Source organism: Ignatzschineria sp. PL_is040 (genome assembly GCF_055813795.1).
On sequence record NZ_JBVPGU010000011.1, the window covers coordinates 1 to 19,304 of the forward strand.

Annotated in this window: 16 protein-coding genes and 2 tRNA genes; 14 read left to right on the plus strand and 4 right to left on the minus strand. The window is 40.7% G+C overall.

The genetic code is table 11. The features are described 5' to 3' along the window. Window positions 1-1,461 precede the first annotated feature (1,461 nt). The 9 genes from dapB to dnaA all read left to right on the plus strand — a co-directional run bounded on the left by dapB (window position 1,462) and on the right by dnaA (window position 8,550). The gene (dapB, locus tag AC0SAP_RS09580) at window positions 1,462-2,214 is read left to right on the plus strand and encodes a 4-hydroxy-tetrahydrodipicolinate reductase (protein ID WP_473383997.1); all 753 of its coding nucleotides are present in this window, start codon (window positions 1,462-1,464) and stop codon (window positions 2,212-2,214) included. Window positions 2,215-2,577: 363 nt separating this feature from the next. Next, window positions 2,578-2,901 (plus strand): 6TM ABC transporter family protein, encoded by a 324-nt coding sequence (locus tag AC0SAP_RS09585; RefSeq protein WP_286483277.1) that lies wholly within the window; start codon window positions 2,578-2,580, stop codon window positions 2,899-2,901. A gap of 680 nt (window positions 2,902-3,581) precedes the next feature. Further along, window positions 3,582-4,004 (plus strand): RNA polymerase-binding protein DksA, encoded by a 423-nt coding sequence (gene dksA / locus AC0SAP_RS09590; protein ID WP_109236656.1) that lies wholly within the window; start codon window positions 3,582-3,584, stop codon window positions 4,002-4,004. A 379-nt stretch (window positions 4,005-4,383) separates the two neighbouring features. Further along, window positions 4,384-4,459: transfer RNA gene (locus AC0SAP_RS09595), tRNA-Ala, on the plus strand. 4 nt (window positions 4,460-4,463) lie between these two features. Next, window positions 4,464-4,539 (plus strand) — tRNA-Glu (locus AC0SAP_RS09600). Window positions 4,540-4,905: 366 nt separating this feature from the next. Then, on the plus strand, window positions 4,906-5,418 hold the full coding sequence (locus AC0SAP_RS09605; RefSeq protein WP_473383998.1) for a disulfide bond formation protein B: 513 nt from the start codon (window positions 4,906-4,908) through the stop codon (window positions 5,416-5,418). Between the two features lie 104 nt (window positions 5,419-5,522). Beyond that, entirely contained in the window at window positions 5,523-6,326 is an 804-nt protein-coding gene (locus tag AC0SAP_RS09610) for an ABC transporter ATP-binding protein (RefSeq protein ID WP_109236658.1), read from the plus strand. After that, a complete protein-coding gene (locus tag AC0SAP_RS09615) occupies window positions 6,323-7,105 on the plus strand; it encodes an MlaE family lipid ABC transporter permease subunit (RefSeq protein WP_473383999.1) in 783 nt (260 codons plus the stop codon). Before AC0SAP_RS09610 ends, AC0SAP_RS09615 begins: the two co-directional genes overlap by 4 nt. A gap of 80 nt (window positions 7,106-7,185) precedes the next feature. Then, window positions 7,186-8,550 (plus strand): chromosomal replication initiator protein DnaA, encoded by a 1,365-nt coding sequence (gene dnaA / locus AC0SAP_RS09620; RefSeq protein WP_229821701.1) that lies wholly within the window; start codon window positions 7,186-7,188, stop codon window positions 8,548-8,550. Between the two features lie 957 nt (window positions 8,551-9,507). On the opposite strand, the gene AC0SAP_RS09625 is transcribed toward dnaA, so the two are convergent. After that, on the minus strand, window positions 9,508-9,873 hold the full coding sequence (locus AC0SAP_RS09625) for a YraN family protein (protein ID WP_286483203.1): 366 nt from the start codon (window positions 9,871-9,873) through the stop codon (window positions 9,508-9,510). A 54-nt stretch (window positions 9,874-9,927) separates the two neighbouring features. On the opposite strand from AC0SAP_RS09625, the gene rsmI reads away from it, so the two are divergent. From rsmI to AC0SAP_RS09645, 4 genes are all read left to right on the plus strand, one after another. Beyond that, window positions 9,928-10,776, plus strand: a complete 849-nt coding sequence (gene rsmI, locus AC0SAP_RS09630) for a 16S rRNA (cytidine(1402)-2'-O)-methyltransferase (protein ID WP_286483202.1) — start codon at window positions 9,928-9,930, stop codon at window positions 10,774-10,776. Then, window positions 10,773-12,083, plus strand: a complete 1,311-nt coding sequence (locus AC0SAP_RS09635; RefSeq protein ID WP_473384000.1) for an MFS transporter — start codon at window positions 10,773-10,775, stop codon at window positions 12,081-12,083. Before rsmI ends, AC0SAP_RS09635 begins: the two co-directional genes overlap by 4 nt. 312 nt (window positions 12,084-12,395) lie before the next feature. Continuing rightward, a complete protein-coding gene (locus AC0SAP_RS09640) occupies window positions 12,396-13,166 on the plus strand; it encodes an inositol monophosphatase family protein (RefSeq protein ID WP_473384001.1) in 771 nt (256 codons plus the stop codon). A 231-nt stretch (window positions 13,167-13,397) separates the two neighbouring features. Next, window positions 13,398-14,204 (plus strand): phosphodiester glycosidase family protein, encoded by an 807-nt coding sequence (locus AC0SAP_RS09645; protein WP_473384002.1) that lies wholly within the window; start codon window positions 13,398-13,400, stop codon window positions 14,202-14,204. 55 nt (window positions 14,205-14,259) lie between these two features. Here the strand turns inward: AC0SAP_RS09645 and AC0SAP_RS09650 are convergent, their stop codons facing one another. The 3 genes from AC0SAP_RS09650 to AC0SAP_RS09660 form a co-directional block, all read right to left on the minus strand. Further along, window positions 14,260-15,570 (minus strand): ATP-binding protein, encoded by a 1,311-nt coding sequence (locus AC0SAP_RS09650; RefSeq protein ID WP_473384003.1) that lies wholly within the window; start codon window positions 15,568-15,570, stop codon window positions 14,260-14,262. A gap of 237 nt (window positions 15,571-15,807) precedes the next feature. Further along, entirely contained in the window at window positions 15,808-16,521 is a 714-nt protein-coding gene (locus AC0SAP_RS09655; RefSeq protein ID WP_473384004.1) for a response regulator, read from the minus strand. Between the two features lie 579 nt (window positions 16,522-17,100). Continuing rightward, window positions 17,101-18,558 (minus strand): potassium transporter TrkG, encoded by a 1,458-nt coding sequence (locus tag AC0SAP_RS09660; RefSeq protein ID WP_473384005.1) that lies wholly within the window; start codon window positions 18,556-18,558, stop codon window positions 17,101-17,103. 284 nt (window positions 18,559-18,842) lie between these two features. Here AC0SAP_RS09660 and AC0SAP_RS09665 point away from each other — a divergent pair, with 284 nt between their 5' ends. Continuing rightward, window positions 18,843-19,025: a hypothetical protein gene (locus tag AC0SAP_RS09665; protein ID WP_094567401.1), complete on the plus strand. Its 183-nt coding sequence runs from the start codon at window positions 18,843-18,845 to the stop codon at window positions 19,023-19,025. The last annotated feature ends 279 nt before the right edge of the window (window positions 19,026-19,304 follow it).

Sequence of the window (19,304 nt, forward strand, 5' to 3'; positions counted from 1 at the left end):
TACTTTTTGATTTGTTGGTAAATTTGTTGGTAAGTAGACGGCTATTAAAATCTTTTCCTTAATGTTATTAATAGCTTATCTTAACAAGATCGAATTACTCCTTTTCCGCCAGATATTTCGAATAAGCTCTTGTGTATACAAGAGCTTTTCTTTTTTATGGTACGAGAGTATACCAATGAGTAGTTGTTAAAGCAGTTGGTAGCAAAAGAGTAACTTTCTTCAAACAGATAAGCTAAGAAAATTATCAGTATATTTTATGTTAGGCTGGTAGATCTTGTATAAAACCTATTGGTACTAGATTCTTTTGATGCTCTTTTTAATGTTTTAAGTAGCCATCGTCTATTTTTTAGGCGATGGCTTTTTTGAGCTACAATGTTCAACAGCCCCTAAAGATCCTGATATGGAGTGGTTATCTATTGATGGAATCTATATTCGAGTGCATCAAAGTAGTGATAATAGATGGCGGTAGAGTCTCTTAGAACAAAATAATAATACTTAAATTCTAAAAACAGTTATTGAAAGAGAGGATCGATAGCGCTATGCACGATGGAAAATTGTGAAAGCATTAATGATCGGTTAGATTCTATTTATTAATAGAATGATCTACTCAAACAATAAAAGCACTTCTTATAGGAAGATAAGGGGGTAATTTGATCTGCCTAAAAGCTAAGCTTCTATTAGCTTTCGTTTCCTAACTATTAATTAAATAAAATCACACTAATACTTCACATGATTAACTATCAGCAAAATAATCACATTTGATTTACAAAGACGATTTTCTAAAAAACGCTTATATTTTCAAATATTGATTTGGAATAGGCGTTGCGATAATCTTCCTAAACGTGATAACGCTACCGATCATTTCTCATATTGAATGAGATTTATTAATATTGCAACTACTTGTTTTTCTTTTGAATTATTTTATAAAAAGAGGTGTCGACAAAATCGATATTAAAGAGAAGCTATCTATTTGAGCTATAAGGAATCCTTAAAAGGTTATTGAAAGCGATTAATGAAGAAGATTAATTCTACCTATTTAAGAAGCGTATAAGAAATGTATAAAAACGTATAAAAATATACAGGAGAGATAAAAGGTTATAAGAAATTATAAAAATGAAGCGTTGAAGATAAGATTTGGTTTCTTTTTTGTAAATAGTTAGAAAGAAATGGTGAATAATAGTTATTGCTAACAATCTTTATGAATTTAGACAGAGGTCTATATTGAGGGAAGGAGCGACTTATTAAAACCAATCCTTTAAAATAGAGTCTTAAATGCTTAAATAGTGATAGTAATGGGTAATGGTGAGAGCCACTATCTAGAAATTAATACCTATTGTGCGTATTATTGAGCGATATTGAGGGCTATTAAGCGGTAGTATAGAACACTCATTGAAACCACTTAATTACTCGATGAAATTTTGATGAGATTACTTGATAAAGAAAAGTGAGAGGAGAGATTTGATGCAAACAGTGGTAGGAATTATAGGGGTTACAGGGCGTATGGGGCAGGTGCTGAGTGAAGAGATTACAAAGCGGAAAGCGCTTAAGCTTGGGTGCTCCTACAGTAAAGAGTTAGCAGAAAGTAATCGATTAGCAACTGTTTTTAAGGAGAATGATGTAGTCGTGGATTTTTCCAATGCTGTGCTTGTGCCGGAGATCATTACTGCCGCACTTAACGATCCGAAACCTCTAATTATCTGTACTACCGGTTGGGATCAAGCTCAACTTATGCCACAGATCGATCAGTTAGCGCAGAAAGTACCGGTTATTTTAGCAACCAATACTAGTATTGGGGCGGCAATACAGCGTTATATTGTTCAAATTGTTGCCAAGGCCTTAGGTGAGGATTTTGATGTAGATCTTCATGAAAAACATCATCGCTTTAAGGTGGATAGTCCCTCAGGAACTGCGACAACACTGCTTGAAGATATTGTTGCTGCAAAAGAGAAGGCATTTAATAAGCAATATAGACCTTATCAAGTAGGTGATGGTGCGCGAGAAGCGGATAAGATAGGGGTCTCTGTCACACGTGCCGGCTCGATCGTAGGAGAGCATGAGGTGACATTTACCAGTTTAGAGGAGCAGATCTCGATCAAGCATACTGCATTTGATCGTGCGCTCTTTGCTAAAGGCGCCCTCAAATGTGTTGAGTGGTTAAGTCAGGGGCAAAAGCCGGGACGTTATACGATTTTTGATGTTCTCAATCTCCATTAGATTTTAACCATAGCGATCTCTCTTTGGTTAGCTATTGCCTTTAATTGCTAACGCTGGTGAGTGAATAGTTGTGAGCGATACTTCTCTTTTTAAAGATGCATCTTAAGATTTCTTTAAGAAAAATAGAATAGAGTCTCTCTATACTATCTATATAGATATAGACATTAATGTATGGATTATATCGATAGATAGAAGTGTAATCGATCTTGATAATGGCTATCGAGGTCTCCATATATTGTTATATTAACTAGATTAGCTAACTAGATTCGCTAACTAAATTGGTAATTGAGCTTAGTTCGATGAGTGCTAAGAATCTGTATGATAGCCTTATCATTAAAATAATAGGTAATAGGAAGGATAAAGATGAGCCAACAACTCTATATAAATGGCAAACCCGCTTCTCTTTTACAGAGAATTTTAGCTGCTGTGATCGGTATCGGAGCGCTCATTGTCTTTGCGTTTTTTGGACTCGCTGTTTTTGTGATTGGCTTAGGTGTGACAGCCGTGTTAGCGGTGATCTTCTTTTGGAAAACACGGAAAATTAGAAAGCAGGTGCGAGAAGAGATGGCGCGAATGCAGGAAGAGGGAAATGCTGATTTTTCTCAATTTTATGGTCAACAGCAACAGCGCACGCAGAAAGAATCTAAAAAAGGTGAGCTCTATGAAGGGGAGTATAAAGAGTTATAACTTTTTGTAGAAGTTGTCAAAGATGATTAAAAATAATTGATTTCTCAGTATCTTTTTAGCGGGGATTAATGTATCATTTTTGCGGAATTATTATATTGCATTGCTATATTAGCTCTATTTTATCATGTAGTATTAATAGGTTTAATGAGTCAATTTAAGCGAATCAATTTAAAGGGCTGAAAATCTAGGGCTGAAAATTTTGATTTAATAAGGCTGATTAATAATTAATATTAACTCTAACTGATTAACTTGGCTATTAAGTTGATGAGGTCTTAGCTATAAGATTTTGGTTTTGTTGGGGTTTTATCAACTGTTTAAACTATTAATAGACAAATATATTCTGGAGAAAAATAGATTTGCACTATTAGTAATGATGCGATCTATGGTCACCTATAGTCGATCGGGAGATTCGTTGCACAATTAAAGTGCGAGTCTCAATTGAAAGCTTGAATGGTAAGCGAAAAACTGATTGACTGTGTAGCTATATAATTTTATGTGACTCTATTGAATGATCTTTTAAGGTCCTCAATTAATAGGAAGATAGATCGATAGCTAATCGATATCTATTATGAGAGTGGAGCCATATGGGGATTAATCGATAGGGTATTTTCTAACGTTGTATGTGTTGGATTAGACCGAGCTCACCTCAATTGTGAGCTAGGATGTGAAGAGGAAGATAGATGAAGAATCAAGAGTTTCGTGGTTTCACACCTTATGAGATTAAAGAAGGTGAAGAGTATATGAATGAGGCGCAACGTGAGCATTTTAAATTAATTTTAGAAGGCTGGCGCGAAGCATTAGTTCAAGAGGGTGAAAAGACCGTGAATAATATGCAAGATGAAGCCTTTAACCTTCCTGATCCCAATGATAGAGCAACACAAGAAGAGGGCTTCTCTTTAGAATTGCGCACTAGAGATCGTGAGCGTAAACTCCTTTCTAAAATTGAGAAGACCCTTCGTCGCCTCGGTTTAGATGATTATGGATATTGTGATATGTGTGGTGTTGAGATCGGTATTCGTCGTTTAGAAGCTAGACCAACCGCAGAACTCTGCATCGACTGTAAAGAGATTGAAGAGCAGAAAGAGAAAGCGCGTATCAATTAGTTTTACACAAGATTAATGAATGAAGAAGAGACCAGTCCTAAAGGGACTGGTTTTTTGTGGGCGTCTACTCTTGTGAAAAAGGGGATGATTATGAGGGTTGTTCTCTTGGTCTGTCTAAAAGGTATGCTTTTCTTTCATAAAATAGAGCAATGTTGCAATAAGCGCTATAGGGGGAAGATAATAATTTGTGTCTAGATATTACCCATTTGTGTGGTGGTAATGAAACTCCAATGATCTTAATTGATTGATAATAATGGGGTAAATTTTATTTTTGGGGATGCACCACCCATTGGCCACTAATTGCGCAATATTTTGTTTGACAGAAAAGAGAGAATTTTCTATTATACAACTCCTCAGACAGAAACAACAAAAATTGTCTGGGGCTATAGCTCAGTTGGTAGAGCGCTTGCATGGCATGCAAGAGGCCGTCGGTTCGATTCCGACTAGCTCCACCATAAAGTCCCTATCGTCTAGAGGCCTAGGACACTGCCCTTTCACGGCGGCAACCGGGGTTCGAATCCCCGTAGGGACGCCATATTTAAGAAGCCTGCATCATGTGATGCAGGCTTTTTTGTTTCGATTGACCCGTCCTAAATAACGTTGACAACTTTATCAATCGCTAAAGTAGCGCTATTTGCCGGCACACGTCTCCTAGAAGGTTGCGATAGTAAGATCCGGTAGTGTTCAGCCTCTTTGGTTCTGATGAATCACGCTTTAGATAATTTTTATCACTGATACTTTTTTACGCATCTTTTTTCTAGATAATTGAAAAGAACAGAGAAGGGGGAAGCTCGCTATTTAACGAAGATCTCTCTTAAAAAGGGATGATTTATCTAAAGAAGTTATCCACAAAACGTGATAATATATTGAGTCCCAATCGCTTGAGAGGATATCGCCCCTTATGTCTCCCCGTACGATCTATTTTATCTTAGGCCTACTGCCCTTAGCGGCGATCGCTTATGCTAAGTTTTATCTCGAAGATATTCAGTTATTAGAGCCATGCCCGTACTGTATGCTGCAACGAGGAATATTGCTTCTCTTTACGGCACTCTTTTGGTTGAGTGGGCTCTTTGTACAGCGAGGCTCGCGCTTTATTGCATCCCTCTCTTCACTCCTTTTTATTATTGTGGGTGCTCTGGGGCTCTTGATTGCCGGCAAACATATCTATCTTCAACTCAATCCCGTCGATACCTTAGGCTGTACCCAAACAACTTTGGCGATTACGGAAGTTTTTGATTATCAAATTGTGAAAGATCTTCTCTTAACGGGGGGAGATTGTAGTACTATCGATTGGACTTTCTTAGGTTTAACAATCCCGATGTGGACGGCGATTCTCTTTCTTCTCTTAACGGTGATCGGATTATTGATGAATCGTTATATGCGTCACAATGTTGTACGGCGACCCTACTATTAACATTTATCAGTGATCACCACTACTATCGGTGGGCTATGGGTATATGAATGCAATAGGTCGTGTCATTAAGTTATTAGGGCAGAGGTTTAGTAAGGATTATCAGTATGCAGAACAGAGTGCAGAACAACATTATTAATCTTGAGGATATCAACCTCAGTTTTGGATCGAGAGAGATCTTTAAAAATCTCTCATTAGCGATTCCAGAAGGTAAGATTACCGCAATCTTAGGGCCATCTGGCTCCGGCAAGACAACTTTGCTTCGCCTTTTAAGTGGTCAGATCCTGCCTAATTCTGGCAAAGTCACCTTGATGGGGGAGAATGTCGGCACGATATCAGAGCGGAATCTCTATAAGATTCGTACCAAAATGGGGGTTCTCTTCCAATCAGGAGCGCTCTTCACCGATATGACGGTTTTTGACAATGTCGCCTTCGCCTTGAGAGAACATACTAAACTTGATGAGTCGATGATCAATACCTTGGTGCTCTTAAAGCTTCAATCGGTCGGATTGCGTGCGTTAAAGGACTCTTTCCCAGGGCAACTTTCCGGAGGGCAGGCGCGTAGAGCGGCTTTAGCGCGAGCTATAGCGCTCGATCCGGCACTACTTCTCTATGATGAGCCCTTTGCCGGACAAGATCCTATCTCGATGGGAGTTTTGATTCGTCTTATTAAGAATCTTAATGATGCCTTAAAAATTACAAGTGTTGTGATCTCGCATGATGTTGAGGAAGTTCTCTCCATTGCAGATCATGCCTGCATTTTGGGAGAGGGACGCATCATCGCTTATGGTTCTCCAGAAGAGATTCGTCACCATCAAGATCCTTGGGTTAAACAATTTATTAATGGAGAGTCAGATGGACCAGTTCCTTTCCATATCCCCACAAAACCGTTAGAGGAGGTTCTATTTTGAGTAATATTATCACCATGACCGGAGAGAAGAGTCGGGGATTAGTTAAGAATCTCGGTGAAGCGACGCTTCTACTTGTCAATATTTTAATGAACTCTTGGTATCTCTTTAAGAAGCCACGCCTCTTTGTTCGCCAGGTCTATCAGTTAGGGATTCTCTCTCTTCCTATTATTCTCTTATCGGGGCTCTTTGTGGGAATGGTGCTCTGTTTCCAATCCTTTGTAAACTTGATCAACTTTGGCGCGGAAGCTTCTGTTGGAACCATTGTGGCATTAGCGCTCTTTCGTGAGTTAAGCTCTGTTTTAACAGCACTCCTCTATACAGGAAGAGCAAGCTCCTCGCTGACCGCAGAGATCGGCTTGATGCGAGCGACAGAGCAGTGGGCAAGTTATGAATTAATGGCGATCAATCCTGTTCAATATATCTTAACACCCCGTTTCTGGGCCGGCGTTATTGCAGTTCCTATCCTAGCGCTTCTCTTTAGTACGATCGGTATTATTGGTGGCTATGGTGTTGCGACCATCTCTTTAGGGGTCGATGGGGGCGCTTATTGGTCCCAAATGAAGTCAGGTGTCGATTTTGGTGTTGATATCGGACTTGGGGTGGTTTTAAAAAGTTTTGTTTTCGGTATAATATCGAACCTCGTTGCGCTTTATATCGGATTAAAAGGGAGAGCAACCGCAAGCGGAATTGCTCGGTCGACGACCGATACAGTGGTTATTTCGTCACTATTGATCTTAGTGGCTGATTTCCTCTTAACAGCGATGATCTTTGGCGTATAGCGATTATCGATATCGATGATCGTAAGATGCAACTTGAGATCAATTCCTTTTGCCGATTTTTAGAATTTAGAGTCTTACATATGATGAAATTTAGTTGGAAAAATTGCTTAGAAATTCTTGCGCTACAGATGTCGGAGGAAGAGTATAGCATGTGGATTTCACCACTTGAGGTGGTCTTCAAAGATGATCATGTCATGGTGCTTGCTGCAAATGAAATTGTACTTCGTGGTGTTCAAACTAAATTCAAGACATTATTAGAAAATGCCATTGTTGATGAGAGTGGTTTTGATATTGAGATTCGTTACGGATTAGGAACCGAATCTGAATATGAAGATCACCAAGTGAAGAAGCAGAGTAAACGGACGACTCGCCGTACAGGACGAGCGCGCAATGTTACAAAGGATTCTATTCGTGAGCAATCGATAGAGACGAGTAACCTCAATCCCGATTTCAGTTTTGATAACTTTGTTGAAGGGAAGTCGAACCAATTTGCATTAGCGGCGTGTGCTCAGGTCTCAAAGAACCCTGGAACATCACACAATCCGCTCTTTATCTACGGAAATACAGGGTTAGGAAAAACCCACTTGATGCATGCTGTGGGGAATGCGATTAAGGAGCAATATCCTGATGCGCGTCTGATCTATCAACATTGTGATGGATTTATTGAAGATATTGTGCGAAGCATGCGCAATAATACGATCAATGAGTTGCGCCATTTCTATCGAACGCTCGATGCACTTTTGATCGATGATATTCAGCTTCTCTCAGGTAAAGGGGGCTCGCAAGAGGTCTTCTTCCATACCTTTAATACTTTGCTCGATGGTGGGCATCAAGTCATTTTGACCTGTGACCGTTATCCTAAAGAGTTAGAAGCGATGGAAGAGCGTCTTAAATCGCGATTTGCTTCAGGTTTAACAGTGGATATTAAGCCCCCCGATTTTGAGCATCGAGTGGCGATCTTAGAGCAGAAAGCGGAAGCGTGGGGCGTTGATCTCCCTAAAGATACCAAATTCTTTATTGGTGAGACGGTTCGGGCAAACGTTCGTGAGTTAGAAGGGGCTTTAAAGCAGGTTAATGCGATGGCTTCTTTTAAAGGGATGCCATTAACTTTAGAGATTGCTCAAGAAGCATTGCGTCACTTAGTAGAGATTCAAGATCGTCAGATCACATTGGCGAATATTCAGCGCACAGTGGCAAGTTATTTTGATCTAGAGCTTTCAGAAATTTTAGGAAAGAGTCGAAAGGCGAATATTGTCAAGCCACGTCAATTAGCGATGTATATCTCCCGTGAATTGACAGAGCATAGCTTGCCGGAGATTGGGCGTGAGTTTATGCGAGATCACTCCACGGTGATGCATGCTTATGATAAGATTTCCGAAGAGTTAGAGACCAATATTCGTTTAAAACGAGATTTTGATGCGATTAAAGCCTCTTTATTAGTATAGAAGAGTAGATAAGAGCATCTATAAGAGTTTCTGATCGGTCGATGGTGCAGTGAGTATCGCTCGATCTTAAAAGAGAATATATCGGAGCTTACAGTGAATCACTTCATTGTAAGCTTTTTTTGTTTTGGTGATGGAGATTAGAAATAGGCCGAACGCTGCCGAATCCTACTATCGCGCTCTTCCAGAAAGTGCATGCCGGCAGAAGTCGATTTCTCTATCGCCAGTAATGATAGCCTTAAATAATGATGATAACTTTCTCGGCACTGAAAGTGCCAATCCGCGGGCATGCGATGGTTAAAAGAACGAAATGGTTGGCTCCCGCGACTCAACAGGTTTTCTTAAGAATCATAAGAATCATAAGAATCATAAGAATCATAAGAATGATTGACTGAAATTAATAGAAACAGAGAGGGCTATTGAATTGCCGGAGATTACTACTGCGTGCTTCTACAAGGGGCATGCCGGCAGAAGGTGATTTCTCTATCGCCAGTAATGAATGCTTTAAGTAATGATGATAACTTTCTCGGCACTGAAAGTGCCAATCCGCGGGCATGCGATGGTTAAAAGAACGAAATGGTTGCTCCCGCGACTCAACAGATTTTCTTAAGAATCATAAGAATGATTAACTGAAATTAATAGAAACAGAGAGGGCTATTGAATTGCCGGAGATTACTACTGTGTGCTTCTACAAGCGGTATGCCGGCAGAAGGCGATTTTTCAATCGCCAGTAATGATTGCCTCAAATAATGAATACCTTAAATAATGATGATAACTTTCTCGGCGCTGAAAGTGCCAATCCGCGGGCATGCGATGGTTAAAAGAACGAAATAGTTGGCTCCCGCCGTTCAATGAATCTTCTTAAGAATTGTTGATTGAATAGGGAGGTGAGCGCTAATGGATATCACTACCTTAATCTTATTCGTAAATAACGTTAGAAAGTAACGTTAGAAAGTAACGTTAGAAAATATTCTTGAGCCACTCAATTTTATAAGGCTCTTCACCGACGATGGTGATAAGATCGATTCTTAAAGGGAGATCGGTCGGATATTGTTGTAGATAGGTCTCAATGGTAAGACGCATGCGCTCCTGTTTTTGTGGGGTAATTGCATCGGCAGCGGTGGCGAAGTACTCATTCCGGCGATACTTTACCTCAATAAAGAGGAGACACTTTTCTTGGGGATGATCGCCTGCTTCTAAGGCAATAATATCGATCTCTCCATAACGCGAGTGGAAGTTCTGTTTGATAATTTCACAATCTCGCTTGAGAAGGTAGTTCTGAGCGATCTTTTCACCCTTGTTTCCCTGTATTTTGCTGTTCGTCATTTTAAGCATCTCTTGATATACTGACCTTTTTCGAGATAGATAAAGAGTGAATTGATGTCAACTTGTTACGTTGTTGCAACCCCGATCGGAAATCTTCAAGATATGACGCCAAGAGCGGTGGAAACCTTGAAGAGTGTCAAAGCAATTTTTGCGGAAGATACTCGTGTATCGGCAAAATTATTGCTCCATTTTGGCATTAATATTCCGCTAATCTCTCTCCATGAACATAATGAGATGAGTCGTTTAGAGAAGATTACTGACTATCTCTCCGCCGGTGATTCAGTGGCGATCATCTCAGATGCCGGCACTCCTTTGATCTCCGATCCCGGTTTTACTGTAGTACAACATCTACGAAAAGAGGGATTTTTAGTCGTGCCTATCCCGGGAGTGAGTGCGATAATTACAGCGCTCTCTGTTGCCGGCATTCCTACCGATCGTTTTACCTTTATCGGTTTTCTCCCCTCTAAGAAAGGGCAGAGACAATCAGAATTAGCGCAACTTGCGAAAGCGGCAGAGACTTTAATCTTTTATGAGTCAAGTCACCGAATTTTAGCGATGTTGGCCGATCTTGTGGCGACCTTTGGCGCAGAGCGAAAGATCTTTGTTGGACGAGAGATGACAAAACGCTTTGAAGATTATCGCTATGGTACGGCAGAGTCGCTCTATCACCATTATGAGATGCATAGTGGTGAGATCCGTGGGGAGTTTGTCGTGGTGACGACCGGTGAAAAGCAAGTCACTGAAGCAGGAGATCTCTCCTATATGCTTCTTCTTGAGACCTTAATGGCAGAGAAGCTCCCCTTAAAGCAGATCTCCACCATATTACACAAAGTGACGGGCAGAGCTAAAAATGAGCTCTATCAAGAATTATTAGCATTGAAAGATGAGGAGTCATCATCATGAGTGAAAATGTGAAAGAGCAGGTTGCAGCAGATGCGATTTCAACCTCTCAAGCTGAAAGGGAAGAGAAGACGCTCCATAAATTTAGTCGATATGATTGGATCTTAGGATCAAAACTAGCCGGACTCTTTTCGATTCGGATGTTAGGGATCTTTATTATTCTACCGATCTACTCCTTCTATACAAAAGAGCTTTCAGGAACAACTCCGCTTCTTGCCGGGCTCTTTATTAGTAGTTACGCCTTAACACAGATTATTTTACAACCGCTCTTCGGTACCGTATCTGACTATTTGGGGCGGAAGATGACGATCACAATTGGGATGGCGCTCTTTGTGATAGGGAGCTTGATGATCGCCTTTACCGACTCGATCTATATGGCGATCTGGGGGCGCGTTGTTCAAGGCTCTGGCGCAGTCTCGGCAGTTGTATTGGCATTTACAAGTGATGTGGTAAGAGAAGAGATCCGCGGTAAAACCATGGCACTGATCGGTGTTAGTATCGGTTTTACCTTTGGCCTTGCGATCTTTATCTCTCCCATCATTTATGGTTTTTTTGGAGGAATGGGCGTCTTTCTTCTCTGTGCGATTTTGGGAGTGATTGCGATCTACGTTACATTAGCGCAATTGCCGGCAAGTGAACAACATAAGGAGAATCGAGAAAACCCAAAACCATTGATGGAATCGATTAAAGAAGCATGGTCTGATGGCGATATTAACCGACTCTATCTCGGGGGCTTTATGCTTCATCTTATCTTAACGCTTGGGTTTACCATCTTTCCTTGGTTACTCGAAGGGGAAGGTTTCCTACCACAAGATTCATGGAAGATCTATCTGCCAAGCTTTCTGATCGCTATTATCTTGATCTTTCCCGGCGTAGGTGTTGCCGAGCGTTTTCGTCAATTTAGATTATTCTTCTTAATCTCGATTGCGGCGCTGATTATTGCGATGATTGCTTTAGCCTTCGTCTCTGGATATGGCAATTATCTCTTCTTTATGACCCTCTTTTTCTGGGGTTTTAATATGATGGAGGCGATGCAACCCTCCTTGATGAGTCGCTTAGCACCCACGCAAAATCGTGGGATGGTGATGGGATTCTTCTCATCGAGCCAATTTTTAGGTGCCTCTGTCGGCGGGATTTTAGCAAGTGTTATCTTCGGTTACTTTACTGCATTGCCGGTATTGATTGTGGGAGCTGTGCTTCTGGCTCTCTGGTTTATTATTGCTATTCCGATGCGCAACCCACAAAAACGGAGTGAAAAGGTGGAAGATGAGGCATCTCATGAGAAAGAGGAAGAGATACCGGTGGCATAAAATATAAAATGAATTGACCTCTTTTTACTTAGAGGGCGATTTTAGATACGGTTTTGCTCGCTGATGCGGTACAATATCTCCCTATGAGAAGTGTATCGATCAGCGATTTTTATTGGGGATGATCTATAGGAAGATGATCTATAGAGTTTCAGTAGATCATAATCAGTTTTGATAACGCTTTCCGATAATAATCTTCAATAAAAGCTTCGATAAAGCTTCGATAAAGCTTCGATAAAGCTTCGAACGTTTTACCCTATTTGTGGCGCTCACTTTAGTGAGAGGCCCTTATTCTTTAACAATTAAGAGATATTCATGAGTTCATTTACCCAAGTTGCAAAACAGGTTGCGATTGATTCAGGTCGTGGCATTCGTTCAATTTATTATCGTTTAGATCGTTTAAGCCCAGAGCAGCGTGCAGATGATCAACTTTTCCAACAATTTTATGAAAAGATTGAAGGAGATATGATCGAAGCACTTCTAAAGCTCTATCCCGATCACACCTTCTATGCGAACTACCATTCCGGCTTAAGTAATAGCCCCCGTTTTTCTTGGTATGTGGGTTTAAGTGGTGCAGAAAATTTCCGTCTTATGACCCCTCATTTCTCCATTACTGTCGCTTTAGAGATGGATGGAGAACTTCAATCTGCCGTGATCTATGATCCTATTGCCGATAAAATTGTCGCAGAAGCTTCAAAAGGCTTAGGCGTTCTCTCAGAAGATGAAGAGCAGCGTATTCGCCTAGGTAAGAGTGATGGTAAGATTGAAAATGCTTTCCTCTTGACGGCATTGACGACAAAAGAGGAAGATTTAGAGCGTTTTGGGCAGATGCAATTTAAGTGTAAGGCGCAACGTATTTTAGGTGATTTTGCAAAAGATAGTGCATTAGTAATTAAAGGGCATTATTCAGCTTACTATGCACCCACTTTCGATCTTTGTACCTTAAAAGCAGTGCAATTGATTGCTGGTGAAGCAGGATTATTAGTGACCGATTATCAAGGTGGTGAAAAGGTCGAGCAGAGCGGTCATGTTGTGGTAACTCATCCAAAGCTTCTTAAAGAATTGTTACAATCATTGCGTCTCTAATCTTAATGAGTATCCCAATTGTTGTCTGAATTGTACTTCATACAACGAGTTGAGCAAGAACCGGCATCATTGATGTCGGTTTTTTATTATTAAATACTATCCGCCTGAAACCTCCCGCGTTTTAAAATCATTTTTTCAAAGAAGTAGGATTGTGATAGATTATTGATTCTATTTGAGAGATTCTCTCCATCTTCTTATCACCATAATGCTTAAGAGGCTTAGGAAGGATAGATGCTAAAAAGATTAAGCTTACAACTCTATTTTTTACTCATTATCGCCACGCTTCTGTGTGGGCGAGCGATGGCGCGTGGTGAAGATCATGGATTGCGCTTTAAGAGTGAGCGTTATCAGGGGCATCGTTATATCGCTGTTGAGATCGATCTCAATCAGGCTGATTTGACACATCATATGGTTAATCCTAAGACAGGGAAGAATTACGTCACCTTTGGTGCTCTAAGACAACTACTGCGGACGAAAGGGGAGGCGCTACTCTTTGCCATTAACTCCGGCATCTATACTAAAGAGTATAAGCCCTTAGGACTCCATATTGAGGATGGTATAGTTCTTTCCCCCCTTAATTTGGTCACCTCCAATCGTGGGCAAGGGAATTTCTCTCTACTTCCTAATGGCGTCTTCTTCTTAACAGAGCGTAATCGTGCAGAGATTCTCGATACGGATCGCTTTCATCAGCGCTTCAAGGGCGATTATCAGGGGATTAAGGCTGCGGTGCAATCAGGGCCGATGTTGATTATCAACGGTGAATTTAATCCCTACTTCTTTCCAGAGTCGGATAGCTATCGTATTCGTAGTGGCGTCTGTGCGCAAGATCAGGGGCGAAGGGTCACTTTTGTGGTGACAGAAGATAATGTCAATTTCTATGAATTTGCTCGCTTCTTTAAAGAGGAGCTCCATTGTCAAAATGCGCTCTATCTTGATGGGACTTTAGCACGTATCTACTTTAATGGTCGCACGTATGGCGCTTCTTTCTGGCAATCAAAACCATTGGTGGGAATCTGGTCGGTGATTCGCCCCTCTTGATGTAAACGTGCCGGGATCTTTAGTATTAAATATTATAGATGGTTGCTAGTGGTTGCTATGACGTCGCCTCCTTTTCAAGATGATAAGCGATAGGATGAATCGGCAGGGTGATGGTGATGGAGAGTCCATGATCATTAATCGCTTCTGCTTTACCATGGTGCGATTCAACTAAGCGGGAGACAATTGCTAAGCCTAGTCCCGAGCCACCATAATCTTCAAAATCAGTTGGGCGCTCTCCTCGATAGAAGGGCTCGAAAATCTGTGGAAGATCTTTCTCTAAGACGCCAGGGCCATCATCATGGACATTGATAATAAAGTAACGCTCTGTTGAGGACATAGTGACCTCAATTTGACTTTTAGCATAATGAATTGCATTGCGAATAATATTCTCAATACCGCTTCCAAGTAGCTCCATATTGGCGGTGATAATGAGATCGGGAATATTGTTGAAGGTTAAGGTTTTTCCTCTCTCTTCTGCTTCAAAAGCAGCATCCTCAAGCAGTGGCCATAAGAAATCTTGGAGTGAAATCTCCTGAAACTGATCGGGATTGATAATCATCTGTTTAGAGAGGGAGAGGAGCGATTGAATTCGATCTTCTAGTAATCTTAAATTGACATTGATTCGCTCAACCTCTTCATCAATCTCCGGAATATTCTTAAGGCGGATCAGACTATTGGCTAATTGGATACGGGTAATTGGCGTACGCATCTCATGAGAGAGATTCGCAAAGAGGCGTGTTCGCTCACTTTGTGCTTGATTGAGCGTATTGACCATCTGATTAAATTGTTTTGCTAGTTGCCGATACTCATTAGGACCTTGCATCTCCAGATAACGATCTTCTCGCCAATCCCCTTTTCCGACTCGAATGACAGCTTGAATCAACTTTTTCATTGGAATCGTTAAGGACCAGCTCAAAAGTGCAGCAAAAGGAAAGCTGATAATTAACATTAAGGTGAAGAGCAGAATGGGCGCATCATAGATGCGTGAAAGATAGTAAGATTGTGGTAGAGCATCGACGAGCAGATAGTAAGCATTAGGGTCTTTGGGGAAGTAGAAGGGGCCTACAATCTCAATATCATCAATCTCTTTTTGATAGACGGCGGCGCTTGAAAGTGTACTGACGATAAAGTGCATTATCTCCTCATCATCAATACGGCGAAGGGTGTTATAGCGCTCTGCAGTATCTTCAGGGATCACAATTAGGCGAGAATCATCAGCATAATCGGGAAAGCGATTGGTGGGGATATTATGCAGCATATGGACGATACGGGCGGTGTAGAAGGTATACTCACTCTGTGGTGTCGGTAACATTCTTCTTTGATCAAATTGTGGCAGATAGATTGTCAATGAGATCATCAATACCATACTCACCCAGATCGTAATAAAGACCCGGATGCTTAAGTGATTCAATATTTTAAATATTTGAAATATTTTGAGGTGTTTTCTCATGTATGGCGTATCACTGTTAGCGTCAAATAGGTTGCGTTAGATTCTGCGTCAATCTCAATCATCAGAGGTGTTTTAACAGATAAATCCCCAACAGGGGCGTTGGGGATTTGAGAATTATGATGATAGAGTCCCCATCTCTCTTTTTTCCTGTCATTACTCTAAAAAGAGATACCCTTGACCATGGACTGTTTTAAACCAAGGCAGACCATCTTCTCTCTTTGGTAACTTTTTCCGAATGTTACTCAAATGCATATCGATCACACGATCAAAAGATTGATGTCGTTTACCTAAGACATTACGGCTCAGCTCTTCGCGACTCACCGTCTCTCCTTTATGTTGAATCATATAGTAGAGGACTGAAAATTCTGTGGTTGTCAGATTGATCGGCTCATCACGGTAGGTTGCTCTAAATTGTGCCGAGTTAAGCATTAAGCCATGCGCTTCGAGTATTGTTGCATCATTATACTCCTCTACTTCTGTATTCTCTGCGATCTGGTTCTGTAATCGCAAGCGAGTACGAATGCGCGCAACGAGCTCTCGATCATCAAAGGGCTTCGCAACATAGTCATCCGCACCGAGCTCAAGGCCAAGGACTCGGTCGAAGCTATCCCCCTTTGCTGAAAGAATGATCACCGGTAGTGTTGAATGCTCTTTACGGATCTCTTTTAAGGTATCCCATCCATTCTTCTCCGGCATCATCACATCTAGGATGATAATATCCGGCGTCGAGTATTCTAAGTACTCTAAGCACTCAACGCCATTTTTCTTTACGATTGTTTCAAATCCTTCATACTCTAAGATTTTTGGCACAAGCGCCTGAAGTTCAGTGTCATCATCAACAAATAAAACTTTAGCTTGGGCTGTCATTATTTTTTATTCCATCCTTTATTATCAATATTAAAGATCTAGAATGTATAAAAATATTAAAACTTAATAGATCTAAACGAATTTAATTAAAATTAACAATATATTTAATGTATTGTAAATATAATATATTTCCTTCACTCATCGAGTATCGGACTTAAAGATAAAGGCCTTTTCATAAAGTGATCATAAAGAGATCTGCAATTATCCTGACCATTATCCTGATCAGAAAAGAGAGTATGGCATTGTAATCTCAGGTCATTATTGTAATAGATTGAGGGAGTTAACATCATTAGATTTTTTTATAAAATGTTTAACCATTCCCAAATACCTGATCTTGACAAGATTCAATACTCTCTTTTCTGAGAAGATACTTTATGAAAAGAGTGACCTTAAGAGGTTAATATTAATAAAAAATATGAAAATGTTCCGTCTATAATTGTAATAACTTTATATAGTATAATTTGAAATGTAAAGATTGTTGAATCTAAAGGGGAAATTTAAAGTATTCTGTAAGACTAGCAACCTTATTTTCTCTATCAATTTTGCAATTACTAGTGAAATATTGAAGAGGGGATTATTTTAATGTTTCCAGAAACTAGGTGTTACTAAGACAAAGAGGGTAAAGATCTCTAAGCGACCAAGGATCATGGTAAACATCAAGGTGGAGAGTGCACCATCGGGTAAGCCGCCATAGGTACTCGAAACGGCACCTAAGCCTGGGCCGGTGATATTGAGGCATGCAGCTACTGCCGAGAAGGCATCTAGTGGCGAGAGCCCAAAGGCCGTCATCACTAAGGTGAGAATGGCTGTTGAGAAGGCATAAATCCCTAAAAATGCCCAAACACTGCCGAGGATATCATTATGCACCACCCGCTTATTCAGACGGATCGGAAACTTACCATGTGGATGGATTAGGAGCTTAATTTCGCGTATCGCTTGCTTGGTGAGGAGAATGACACGAATCACCTTCATCCCGCCGGCAGTAGAGCCTGAGCAGCCCCCAATAAAGCTGATAAAGACAATCAGAATGGGAAGATAGCTCGGCCAGCTACTAAAGTCAGTAATCGTCAGCCCTGTGGTGGTAATCATAGAGATGACGGCAAAAGCCGCTTGGAGCACAATATCTTCAAAGGTATCGAAGACTTCAAAGTGATAGAGGCCGATAGCGATAAGGATAATGGCAGTGAGGCAGATAAAGGCAAAGGCACGTAGCTCACTACTTTCGAGATAGAGGCGTAGCTTCTTCTGCCTAAAGGCTAAGAAGTGAGTTGTAAAGTTAATGGAGCTAATAAACATAAAGATGATTGCGGTCATATCGATAAACTTACTCTTAAAGTGACCTAAGCTATCATCATAGTTTGAAAATCCAGCTGTTGCCACCGTGGTAAAACCGTGGGTAATGGCATCAAAGAGATCCATTCCGCCGATGTAGTAGACGATGATACAAGCGGCCAACAAAATAAGGTAGACCGACCAGAGATTACGTGCTGTCTGTGCAATACGCGGTGTTAAGTTATCCTCTTTAAAGGGGCCAGAGACTTCCACCTTGAAGAGCGCTAATCCTCCCATTCCTAGAAGAGGCATAATAGCAACAGCGAGAATAATGATCCCCATCCCGCCAAAGAAGTGGAGCTGCGTTCGATACCAGAGAATCGATTTTGGGAGATCTTGAATATGGGTTAAAACCGTAGCTCCTGTCGTGGTAAACCCTGAGGTCGCTTCAAAGAGGGCATGGGTGATGCGAAGATCCACTGCCGGGGAGATAATAAGAGGCAGGGCGCTAATACAGCTCAGCGTTGTCCAGAAGAGGGAGACAATGAGAAATCCATCACGCGTTTTGAGTTTTGCCACCGTCTTTCGGCAAGGAAGCCATAGCATTAAGCCGAGCGCAAAGGTGCTCAGGAAGGTGATAAAGAAATATTTTGCCTGCCCATCATGATAGATATAGGAGATAATGATTGGAATAAGATAGGTAAAGCTAAAGCTCGTTACCAAAATACCAATGATCTTTAAGACAGGTGTAATCTGATTGCGCATGGCGCCTCTACTCACAAAAAAATAGGATAAACAATGATAGGCGATATTTCTATCGATGCAATCCCAAAGGAATCATCTATATGATTTAACCATAAAAGGGGGATTATTGAAATAAGCGCTTATTTTACCGCTATTTGCCCTCTCTTGTCCTGCATTTTATCGTGGCAAAGCCTTGCTTTTTACTGGTAAACAGTAGAAAATATGAGCGACTGCCATTTAAATAATATTGAATGGACAGGAGTATAATATCTTCTAAATATTATTTTTATTAAGGAACAAGTAATATGAAAAACTTAGCTAAAGTAGCAGCATTAGTAGTTGTTGGTGCAATCACTGTTGGTTGTGCATCACAAAACGTTGAAGCGAAAGCAGACGAAGCGTTAAAAACAGCAAACGAAGCGAAAAGCATCGCACTTGCAACACAAGCACAATTTGACAAATACTTCACAAAAACTCGTTTCAAATAATCGCTTAATTGCGCTTAGAGATTAATGTAAGAAAGGGATTGTCACGAATTATTAATCGGATTAATCCCTTTTTTTGCAATAATCTTAACGAGAGAAGTCTATTAACTCAATAATCAAAAGCACTATTATCAGGATCAAAATTTAATAATCAGATCGGTGATTAACCGATAATAAATTTAAATCCAATAGTAGTGATCTGATGTTAAAAACCCCGCCATCTGTGCGGGGTTTTCTATTATGTAGCAAACAGAGCCGATGCGGTGCCGGGTTTTACTATCG